An 8,970-nucleotide genomic window follows, 5' to 3' on the forward strand; every position below is an offset into this window, starting at 1 on the left:
CGGCGTGGCGGCGGCCGGCCACCAGCACATGGGCCGCTTCAACTTCCGCTATGCCTGGCCCTCGGCCAACTGGGGCTCGCTGCCCATCGAGGGCGGGCTGGAGGTGGCCTACAAGGCCGAGATCGAAGGCGCCGACGACCCCGTGCAAAAGCGCGCCGAGATCGAGCAGCGCGTGCGCAGCCTGACCTCGCCCTTCCGCACGGCCGAGGCCTTCGGCATCGACGAGGTGATCGATCCGCGCGACACGCGCGCCCTGCTCAGCGAATTCGTGGAACTGGCCGCGCCGCTGCGCGAGGCCGGAGCGCCGCAGTTCGGCCTGCGGCCCTGAACGCATAAAAAACCCAAGGAGACAAAGCAATGGCAACCAGACAACCGCGCGCGCCCTCGCGCCGCACCGCCCTGGCCCTGTGCCTGGCGCCATGCCTGACCCTGTGCGCCGCGACGGCGGCCCAGGCCCAGGCCCCCCAGGAGGACAAATGGCCCACGCGCCCCGTGCGCATCGTGGTCGGCTTCCCTGCAGGCTCGTTCACCGACACCATTGCACGTGCGCTGTCCGAGCCGCTGAGCAAGTCGCTGGGCCAGCCCGTGGTGGTGGAGAACAAGCCCGGCGCCAACGGCGCCATCGGCGTGGGCGAGGTGGCGCGCGCCGCGCCCGACGGCTACACCCTGCTGGTCACCAACTCCAGCAGCATCACCATCAACCCCCAGATCTACAAGAAGATCACCTACCGCGCCAAGGACTTCGCGCCCATCACCATGGTGCTGGATGCGCCCTTCATCCTCACCGTCAACCCCGAGTGGGCGCAGAAGCACCAGATCCGCTCGGCCAAGGATGTGATCGCCTTCGCCAAGGGCCATCCCGACAAGCTCAGCTACGGCTCTGCCGGCCCCGGCAACATCGCCCACCTGGCCTATGCGGCCTGGAGCAACCGCACGGGCGTGAAGACCACGCATGTGCCCTACAAGAGCGCATCGCAGGCGCAGATGGCCGTGCTCAGCGGCGAGCTGGACACGCAGTTCGACACCTGGAGCGCGCTGCCCCACATCGCCAGCGGCAAGCTCGTGGCGCTGGCCGTCACCGCGCCCCGGCGCATGCAGCAGCTGCCCGAGGTGCCCACCATGGCCGAGGCCGGCTATGCCGATTTCGACGTCACCTTCTGGGCCGGCCTGCTGGCGCCTGCGGGCACGCCGCCGGCCATCGTCAACCGGCTCTACGAGGCCTCCAGGGGCGTGCTGCAGGACGCACGCATCCGCGCCGTGCTCAGCAGCCAGGGCGAGCCCGTGATGATGCCGCCCGCGCCGTTCGGCCAGCGCATCGCCAAGGAGGTCTGGGATTGGGGGCAAGTGATCCAGCGCGAAGCCTTGTCTTTGGATTGATGAGGTACGCATGTCTCTGTTGCAAGCACTGAACCCCCGCTCGGTCGCCATCCTTGGCGCCTCCGACAATCCCATCAAGGCCGGTGGCCGGCCCATCGACTACCTGCGGCGCCATGGTTTCGCGGGCCGCATCCTGCCCGTCAATCCCAAGCGCGCCGAGGCCCAGGGCCTGGCCGCCTACCCCTCGCTGCGCGCGCTGCCCGAGGCGCCCGATGCCGTGGTCATCAGCCTGCCCGGCGAGGACGTGGCCGCCGCCATCGACGACTGCGTGGCCGTGGGCGCGCGCCTGGCCGTGATCTATTCCTCGGGCTTTGCGGAGCTGGGCGAGGAGGGCCGCCGGCAGCAGGCCGACCTGGTGGCGCGGGCGCGCCGGGCGCCAGGCGGCGGGCTGCGCCTGTTCGGCCCCAATTGCCAGGGCGTGGCCAACTTCGCCACGGGCGCCATCCTCAACTTCTCGACCATGATCAACGAGAACGCGCCGGCCGACGGCCCCGTGGCCATCGTCAGCCAGAGCGGTGCGGGCGCGGCCATTCTCTACGGCGGCCTGCGCCGCGCGGGCATCGGCGTGCGCTACATGCTGTCCACGGGCAACGAGGCCGATGTCTGCGCAGCCGAGGCCGTGCGCGCCGTGGTCGAGGACGAAGGCATCCGCCTGGTCGTGCTCTACATCGAGACGCTCAGGCAAAGCGCCTGGCTGGCCGAGGCCGCGCGCCTGGCCCATGCGCGCGGCGTCACCATCCTGGCCGTGAAGGCCGGCCGCACGCGCGCAGGCCAGGCCACGGCCAGCTCGCACACGGGCGCGCTGGCGGCCGAGGACGCGCTGGCCGATGCCTTCCTGCGCCAGCACGGCATACCGCGCCTGGCCGACTTCCGCGAGCTGATCGACTACGCGCCGCTGTTCCTGTCCCAGCCTGCGCCGCGCGGTCGCCGCGTGGTCAGCATCAGCAATTCGGGCGCCACCTGCGTGCTGTCGGCCGACGCGGCCGAGGAATACGGCCTGGCCCTGGAGCCGTTCGATGCCGCCACGCTGGACGGCCTGTCCCAGGCCCTGCCGTCCTATGTCACGGCGCGCAATCCCATCGACATGACCACGGCCCTGCTGGGCAGGCCGCAGACCTTTGGCGACACGCTGCGGGCCTTGTCGGGCAGCGGTGCGGCGGACCTCGTTCACGTGGGCTTCCCGATCGGCGGCGAGGGCTATGACTTCGCCGACTTCGCGGGCCAGGCCAGCCGCTTTGCGCGCGACACCGGCGTGCCCATTGCGGTCAGCGTCAACCAGGACTGGGTGGCCCAGGCCTTCCAGGACCAGGGCGTGCCCACCTTCTGGAGCGAACGCGCCGCCATGCGCGGCCTGGCGCTGCTGGCCGAGCAGGCCGGTGGCAGGCAGGCACAGGTGCCGTCTGCCGAGGCATCGGTGCCGGTGGCGGCCTCCCGCTCCCTCACGCTGGACGAGCCCTCCAGCCTGTCCGAACTCGCTCGCGCCGGCCTGCCGGTGATGCGCCATCTGGTCTGCAGGAGCGAGGACGAGGTGCGCGCCGCCATCGAGTCCCTGCCACGGCCCCTGGTGGCCAAGGGCGTGTCCGCCGATCTCTCGCACAAGTCCGAGCATGGCCTGGTGCGGCTCAACATCCGCGAAGCCGGCCAGGCGCTGGCGGCCTTCGGTGATTTCTCGGCCACGCTGGCCCGCCTGGGCGCGGCCGATGGCGGCCTGCTGCTGGGAGCCCAGCACAAGGCCGACTTCGAGCTGGCGCTGGGTGCCCATGTCGATGCCGAGTTCGGCGTGGTGGTCATGGTCGGCCAGGGCGGCGTGCTGGTGGAGGCGCTCAGGGACGTGCAGTTCCTTGTCGCCCCCTTCAGTGCGCGGCAGGCGCTGGATGCCCTTGCGCGCCTGTCCATCGCCCCGGCCTTTGCGGCCGTGCGCGGCATGCCGGCCGTGGAGCTGGACGCCGTGGCTGCCATGATGGTGCGGCTGGGCGACTGGATGCTGGCCCAGGGCGGGCGCGTGCAGTCGGTCGATGCCAATCCCGTGCTCGTGGCGCGCGGCGCGCAGGCGCCGGTCATCGTCGATGCGGTAGTGGCCGTGGCCGCCGCGCCAGCGGTCTCCTCGGAGGCGGCATGAGCGGCGCCCCGCACCCCATCCGCCGCGTGCTGGTCGCCAACCGGGGCACCGTGGCCGCGCGCGTGATCCGCACGCTGCGGCGCATGGGCCTTGAATCCGTGGCCGTGTACTCCGAAGCCGATGCCGGTCTGCCCTATGTGCGCGCGGCCGACCAGGCCGTGTGCATAGGCCCTGCGCCCGCCGCGCAAAGCTATCTGGACCGGGCGCGGCTGCTGCAGGTGGCGCGCGAGACCGGTGCCGATGCCGTGCACCCGGGCTACGGCTTTCTCTCCGAGAACGCGGAGTTCGCCGAGGCCGTGCAGCGCCAGGGCCTGTGCTTCATCGGCCCCTCGCCGCACTGGATACGCACGCTGGGCCACAAGACCCAGGCGCGGGCCTTCATGGCCGCCCAGGGCATGCCGCAGGCGGCCAGCTCGGCCGTGCTGCACAGCGTGCAGGAGGCGCAGGCGGAGGCGGCGCGCATCGGCTTTCCCGTGCTGGTCAAGCCCGCAGGCGGGGGCGGCGGCATCGGCATGCTGCCCGCGCACGATGCACCGCAGCTGGAGGCCGCCTGGTCCAAGGCCAGCGGCATTGCCGCCAAGTACTTCGGCACGGCCGAGCTGTACCTGGAAAAGCTGATCGAGGCGCCGCGCCACATCGAGTTCCAGGTGCTGGCCGACCGCCATGGCGAGGTGCGCGTGCTGTTCGAGCGCGACTGCTCGGTGCAGCGCCGCCACCAGAAGGTGGTGGAAGAGGCCCGCCCCGCAGGCATTCCCGCGCAGGCCCTGGCCGACATGCGGCAACTGCTGGCCGGCCTGCTGGTGCGCACGGGCTATGACGTGATCGGCACCGTGGAGATGCTCTACACGCCGCAGCACGGCTTTGTCTTCCTGGAGATGAACACGCGGCTGCAGGTCGAGCATGCGGTGACCGAGGAGATCACGGGCATCGACATCGTCGAGGCCCAGATCCGCCTGGCCGCCGGCGAGCGCATGCGGGAGGTGCTGCCCGTCGAGCCCGTGGCCCGCGGCCATGCCATCGAGGCGCGCATCTATGCCGAAGACCCCGTGCGCTTCCTGCCCTCGCCGGGGCGCCTGGACCGCTTCGAGATGCCCCAGAGCGAAGGCCTGCGCGTGGAGACCGGCTATGCCCAGGGCTGCAGCGTCACGCCCTTCTACGACCCCATGGTCGCCAAGCTCGTGGCCCATGGCAGCGACCGCGCCCAGGCCATCGCACGGCTGCGCCAGGCACTGGCGCAGACCCGCATCGAGGGCGTGAAGACCAACATCCCCTTCATCGAACGCATCCTGGGCCACGCCGATTTCCTGGACCTGCGCATCGACACCGGCATCGCCCAGCGCGTGCTGGCCCACCTTTGAAAGCCCTACCCATGACCACCACCCCGAACATGATCACAAGCCCCATCGCCGGCCTCGTGGCCGCTGTGGAAGCCGCCGAAGGCGGCACCGTCGCCCTGGGCGACACCCTCATCATCGTGGAGTCCATGAAGATGGAGATTCCCGTGGAAAGCGAGGTGGCAGGCGTCGTGCGCCGCATGCTCGTGGCCGTGGGCGAGCCGGTGGCCGAAGGCCAGGCGATTGCGGAGATCGGATGAACGCCGTTGGAATCTCCACCGCCCCGGACCTGGAGGCCGCCGCGCTGGCGCGCGGCTACTTCGGCATCGACGTGCCCTTCATGTCCCATATCGGCCTGGAGCCCGTGAGCCTGGCGCCCGGCCTGGCGCGCACGCGGCTGCCCATGCGCCCGCACCTGGCCAACAGCCGGGGGCATGGCCATGGCGGCGCGCTGATGAGCGCGCTGGACTTCACGCTGAGCGCGGCCGCGCGCTCGTCCAACCCGCTGGGGCTGGGCGTGGTGACCATCGAGATGAGCACGCATTTCCTCGCCTCGGCCACCACCGACCTGCTGATCGAGGCCCGCGTGCTGCGCGCAGGCGCGCGCACCGTGTTCTGCGAGGGCAATGTGCTGGACAGCGCGGGCCAGGCCGTGTGCACGGCGCGGGCCGTGTTCAAGCTGATCGCGCTGTAGCCTGGCTTCAGGCGCCGTCGCCTTCGGGCGCCGGCGGCAGCAGGTGCTGCCCGATCTGCTGCCAGGCCTTGGCCGCGTCATGCTGGCCGCCGAACATGTGGCAGCTGGCCGCCGTCATGGCCAGGCGGCCGTTTTCGGGTTCCAGGTCGAACGCCAACTCGCATTGCGCAGCAGCGTTGCGCCACATCACCACGGCGTCTGGCGATTCTTCCTTTTGCAGCGCATGGGCTTCGGCCATCCAGGCCTGGGCCAGGCGAAACGCGCCCTCGGCCTGGTCGGGGTCGGCCTTGTGGGCCAGGTAGAACTGCTTGCCGGCCTGCTGCCACAGCGCCCGGGCCTGGGCGAAATCCTGGGTGGCGGCCCGCTGTGCCTGGGCCACCAGGGCATTGCCTTCGGCCAGCAGCGTTGCGTAGGAGGAGGGGGCGTCTTGCGTCATGGGGCGCCATTGTGCCGCCGCTCCGGTGCCTGTGTTCAGGCCGGGGAATCGCGCGGCGGGCTCGGGCTGTCGGGCAGTTCCAGGCCGATGCGCGTGAAGCCGCCTTCGGACTCGGCAAAGCAGCGCCCGCCGTGCATGCGCGCGATGGCGGCCACGATGGCCAGGCCCAGGCCATGGTTGCGGTCGGCCTGGCTGCGCGCGGCGTCGGCGCGGTAGAAGCGGTCGAACAGGCGCGGCAGGTCGGCGGGGGCTATGGTCGGGCCCCGGTTGAGCACCGCCAGCGCCACATCACCGGCGCCACCGTGGTGGGCACAGGGCCGTGCGCCGATCTGCACGGTGATGGTGGAGCCGCGCTGTGCATAGCGTGTGGCATTGCCCAGCAGGTTGGACAGCGCCCGGCGAAGCAGCCGCGCATCGACCTCGGCGGCCGCGTCGCCCTGGACGACGACCTGCAGGTCGGCCTCCTGCAGCGCGGCCTCGTGGAAGTCGATGACCTCATGGGCCAGCGCGGCCAGGCTGGCCCAGGGCGCCAGGCGCGCGCCCTGGCCCCGGTCGGCCTGCGAGAGAAACAGCATGTCGGCCACGATGCCGGCCATGCGCCGCAGGTCCTCCAGGTTGGAAGCCAGCACCTCGCGCAGCTCGGCCTCGCTGCGCGGCTTGCGCAGGGCCAGCTCGCAGCTGCTGATCAGCGTGGTCAGCGGCGTGTTCAGCTCATGGGCCACGTCGGCGTTGAAGGCCTCCATCTGCCGGTAGGCCACGGCCAGCCGTTCCAGCAGGGCGTTGAATTGCGCGATCAGCGGGCGCAACTCCTGCGGCTGTCCGCTGTCGTCCAGGCGCCGCTGCAGGTCCTGGGCCGACAGCTTGCGCGTCTGCTCGGTCAGTTCGCGCAGCGGCGCCAGGCCCAGGCGCACCAGCCAGATGCCGGTCAGCGACACCAGCAGCGCGCCGCCCACGGCAGCCAGGGCCAGCGTCCAGGCCAGCAGGGACAGCTGCCGGTCATCGTCGGCGCGGTCCAGGGTGAGCTGGGCCTGTGCATGCTGGCCACTGTCGGCCAGCACCACCTCGAAGCTGCGCTGCAGCGTGCGGCCCGGCGTCTTGGGAATGCGCAGGCGCTCGTAGATCACGCGGCCCTGCAGGTCGGTGATGCGCAGCGACATCTCGTCCAGGCCCGTGAGAAAGTCGTCCAGCATGTGGGCCAGACCGGCCTCGTTGTGGGCGCTGCGGCTTTCCGTCATCAGGTGCAGCACGGCCTGCTGCTTGAGGTCCAGCGTCTCGTGCTGGTGCTGCTCCAGCGTCATCGAGGCCACCCCGTAGACGGCCGCGCACACCAGGCCCAGGCCCAGCATGGTCTGCAGCGCCAGCCAGCGCGACAGGCGCCGGCCCAGGTGGGGAATGTCGGCGGGGGCCTTGGCGTTCACGGTGCGCGCGACTCCAGCACATAGCCCATGCCGCGCACCGTGTGCAGCAGCGGCTGCTCGAAGGGCTGGTCCAGCTTCAGGCGCAGGCGGCGCACGGCGACCTCGACCACATTGGTCTCGCTGTCGAAATTCATGTCCCAGACCTGGGAGGCCAGCTCGGTGCGCGACAGCACCTCGCCCTGGCGGCGCAGCAGCAGGCTCAGCAGGTTGAATTCCTTGGCCGTGAGGTCCAGGCGCTGGCCGGCGCGCGTGGCGCGTCGGCGGATCAGGTCCAGCTCCAGGTCGGCCATGCGCAGCATGGTGGCCTCGGCCGCCGGATGCGCCGTGCCGACACTGCGGCGCAGCAGCACATGCATGCGCGCCACCAGTTCGGAGAAGGCAAAGGGCTTGACCAGGTAGTCGTCGGCGCCGCCCTGCAGGCCGCGCACGCGGTCCTCCACCTGGCCGCGCGCCGTCAGCATCAGCACCGGCGTCTGGCGCGACTGGCGCAGCGCCGCCAGCACGGCCAGGCCGTCGATGCCGGGCAGCATGCCGTCGAGCACGATGAGGTCGTAGGCCAGCTCCGTGGCCAGGTGCAGGCCGTCGATGCCGTCGTGCGCGACATCGACCACGAACCCCTCCTCGGTCAGGCCCTTGCGGAGGTAGTCGGCCAGCTTGATTTCGTCTTCGATGACCAGGACTTTCATGCCGAGCATTGTCGGGGAAGGGCATGGTTTGCCAAGATGACAAATTTGTCATGTGCCCGACAGCCACAGGTCGCCGCACGGCCCTAGACTCGCCGGCTTGGGGGAGTCGTGGTTGTGGGCAAACGCCATGCACGACAATCCCCACCTGCCCCATGCCCTCCTCCATGACCCGGCCCCGTCTCGCCGCCCTCGCCGTCCTCGTGATCGCGCTGCTGTTCCAGTGGAGCTGGATGGCGGCCGCTGCACTGTGCCGGCACGACGGGCATGAGACCCGGCACTTTGGCCACCATGTCCATGGCGTGAGCCTGCATGGCATGGGCGCCGAGCGCCATGCCAACGCAGATCCGGGCGCTGGCGCCGAACCGGGGCAACCGGCAAAGAAGGCGGACCAGGGCCAGCCGTCGTCGCTCAGCGTCGATTGCTCCATGTGCCATGCCTGGGTGGCCGTCGCCACCCACTACGCCAAGGCCGCGCCGGTGGCGCCTCCCCCCATGCCATTCGCCGAGCCGCTGCGCCGCCATGCCTCGGCCGTGCTGCTGCGCCCCGATCGGCCCCGCTGGCAGGGCTGACGCCCCCTGCAGCCGCCGGCCGGGCATGGCCCTGTTTCTGCCCCGGACCGGCATTCCCCTGAAATCCCCTCGCGCTCAGCGGCCATGGGCCGTGCGCGCCCGCCGCAGCGGCCTGACCGGCTGATGAACGGTCAGGCCTGACCTGCGCGCGGGCAAGGAGTCCGTGTATGTCTTTCCCTTCGTCCTTTCCGTCGAGGACGGCTTCCCACGCACCATGGAGCGCCTGGCCCGGGCCGCGCGCCCTGCTGGTGATGGCCGTGCTGACCGCTTGCGGCGCCGTGCAGGCGGGCGAGCTGGAAGTGGGCGTGCGCGAATGCTATGCCGACGTGCGCGAGCT

The 8,970-nt window shown here is 71.0% G+C and carries 10 protein-coding genes; 7 read left to right on the top strand and 3 right to left on the bottom strand.

Annotation, left to right across the window (positions count from 1 at the left end):
- The 6 genes from ACM14_RS29505 to ACM14_RS29530 all read left to right on the top strand — a co-directional run.
- Positions 1–328, top strand: a 328-nt coding sequence (locus ACM14_RS29505; RefSeq protein WP_302621883.1) for a carboxyl transferase domain-containing protein, incomplete at its 5' end; no start/stop codon positions are given.
- Positions 329–357: 29 nt separating this feature from the next.
- A complete protein-coding gene (locus ACM14_RS29510; RefSeq protein ID WP_065348115.1) occupies positions 358–1,377 on the top strand; it encodes a tripartite tricarboxylate transporter substrate binding protein in 1,020 nt (339 codons plus the stop codon).
- Positions 1,378–1,387: 10 nt separating this feature from the next.
- On the top strand, positions 1,388–3,496 hold the full coding sequence (locus ACM14_RS29515) for an acetate--CoA ligase family protein (RefSeq protein ID WP_065348116.1): 2,109 nt from the start codon (positions 1,388–1,390) through the stop codon (positions 3,494–3,496).
- On the top strand, positions 3,493–4,854 hold the full coding sequence (locus tag ACM14_RS29520; RefSeq protein WP_065348117.1) for an acetyl/propionyl/methylcrotonyl-CoA carboxylase subunit alpha: 1,362 nt from the start codon (positions 3,493–3,495) through the stop codon (positions 4,852–4,854). The genes ACM14_RS29515 and ACM14_RS29520 overlap by 4 nt, the downstream gene beginning before the upstream one ends.
- An 11-nt stretch (positions 4,855–4,865) precedes the next feature.
- The gene (locus ACM14_RS29525) at positions 4,866–5,090 is read left to right on the top strand and encodes an acetyl-CoA carboxylase biotin carboxyl carrier protein subunit (RefSeq protein ID WP_012203026.1); all 225 of its coding nucleotides are present in this window, start codon (positions 4,866–4,868) and stop codon (positions 5,088–5,090) included.
- Positions 5,087–5,524 (top strand): PaaI family thioesterase, encoded by a 438-nt coding sequence (locus ACM14_RS29530; RefSeq protein ID WP_012203025.1) that lies wholly within the window; start codon positions 5,087–5,089, stop codon positions 5,522–5,524. Before ACM14_RS29525 ends, ACM14_RS29530 begins: the two co-directional genes overlap by 4 nt.
- A 7-nt stretch (positions 5,525–5,531) precedes the next feature.
- On the opposite strand, the gene ACM14_RS29535 is transcribed toward ACM14_RS29530, so the two are convergent.
- Genes ACM14_RS29535 through ACM14_RS29545 form a run of 3 tightly spaced genes read right to left on the bottom strand, consistent with a single transcriptional unit; the run spans position 5,532 to position 8,064 of the window.
- Positions 5,532–5,960, bottom strand: a complete 429-nt coding sequence (locus ACM14_RS29535) for a hypothetical protein (RefSeq protein WP_013804407.1) — start codon at positions 5,958–5,960, stop codon at positions 5,532–5,534.
- 35 nt (positions 5,961–5,995) lie between these two features.
- Positions 5,996–7,378 carry a heavy metal sensor histidine kinase gene (locus tag ACM14_RS29540; RefSeq protein ID WP_063327408.1) on the bottom strand — a complete coding sequence of 461 codons (1,383 nt, stop codon included), beginning with the start codon at positions 7,376–7,378 and terminating at the stop codon, positions 5,996–5,998.
- Positions 7,375–8,064, bottom strand: a complete 690-nt coding sequence (locus ACM14_RS29545) for a heavy metal response regulator transcription factor (protein WP_169807217.1) — start codon at positions 8,062–8,064, stop codon at positions 7,375–7,377. Before ACM14_RS29545 ends, ACM14_RS29540 begins: the two co-directional genes overlap by 4 nt.
- A gap of 164 nt (positions 8,065–8,228) precedes the next feature.
- On the opposite strand from ACM14_RS29545, the gene ACM14_RS29550 reads away from it, so the two are divergent.
- Positions 8,229–8,633, top strand: coding sequence for a hypothetical protein (locus tag ACM14_RS29550; RefSeq protein WP_063328026.1), 405 nt, complete (start codon positions 8,229–8,231; stop codon positions 8,631–8,633).
- The last annotated feature ends 337 nt before the right edge of the window (positions 8,634–8,970 follow it).

Origin of the sequence: Delftia sp. JD2 (assembly GCF_001682645.1) — a bacterium.
In the GTDB taxonomy this organism is placed as follows: domain Bacteria; phylum Pseudomonadota; class Gammaproteobacteria; order Burkholderiales; family Burkholderiaceae_C; genus Comamonas; species Comamonas acidovorans.

Excerpts from the sequence above, each read along its gene's own strand:
- ACM14_RS29545 (WP_169807217.1), bottom strand. The coding sequence starts at position 8,064 with ATGAAAGTCCTGGTCATCGAAGACGAAATCAAGCTGGCCGACTACCTC.
- ACM14_RS29520 (WP_065348117.1), top strand. The coding sequence starts at position 3,493 with ATGAGCGGCGCCCCGCACCCCATCCGCCGCGTGCTGGTCGCCAACCGG.
- ACM14_RS29550 (WP_063328026.1), top strand. The coding sequence starts at position 8,229 with ATGACCCGGCCCCGTCTCGCCGCCCTCGCCGTCCTCGTGATCGCGCTG.
- ACM14_RS29535 (WP_013804407.1), bottom strand. The coding sequence starts at position 5,960 with ATGACGCAAGACGCCCCCTCCTCCTACGCAACGCTGCTGGCCGAAGGC.
- ACM14_RS29515 (WP_065348116.1), top strand. The coding sequence starts at position 1,388 with ATGTCTCTGTTGCAAGCACTGAACCCCCGCTCGGTCGCCATCCTTGGC.
- ACM14_RS29525 (WP_012203026.1), top strand. The coding sequence starts at position 4,866 with ATGACCACCACCCCGAACATGATCACAAGCCCCATCGCCGGCCTCGTG.
- ACM14_RS29530 (WP_012203025.1), top strand. The coding sequence starts at position 5,087 with ATGAACGCCGTTGGAATCTCCACCGCCCCGGACCTGGAGGCCGCCGCG.
- ACM14_RS29510 (WP_065348115.1), top strand. The coding sequence starts at position 358 with ATGGCAACCAGACAACCGCGCGCGCCCTCGCGCCGCACCGCCCTGGCC.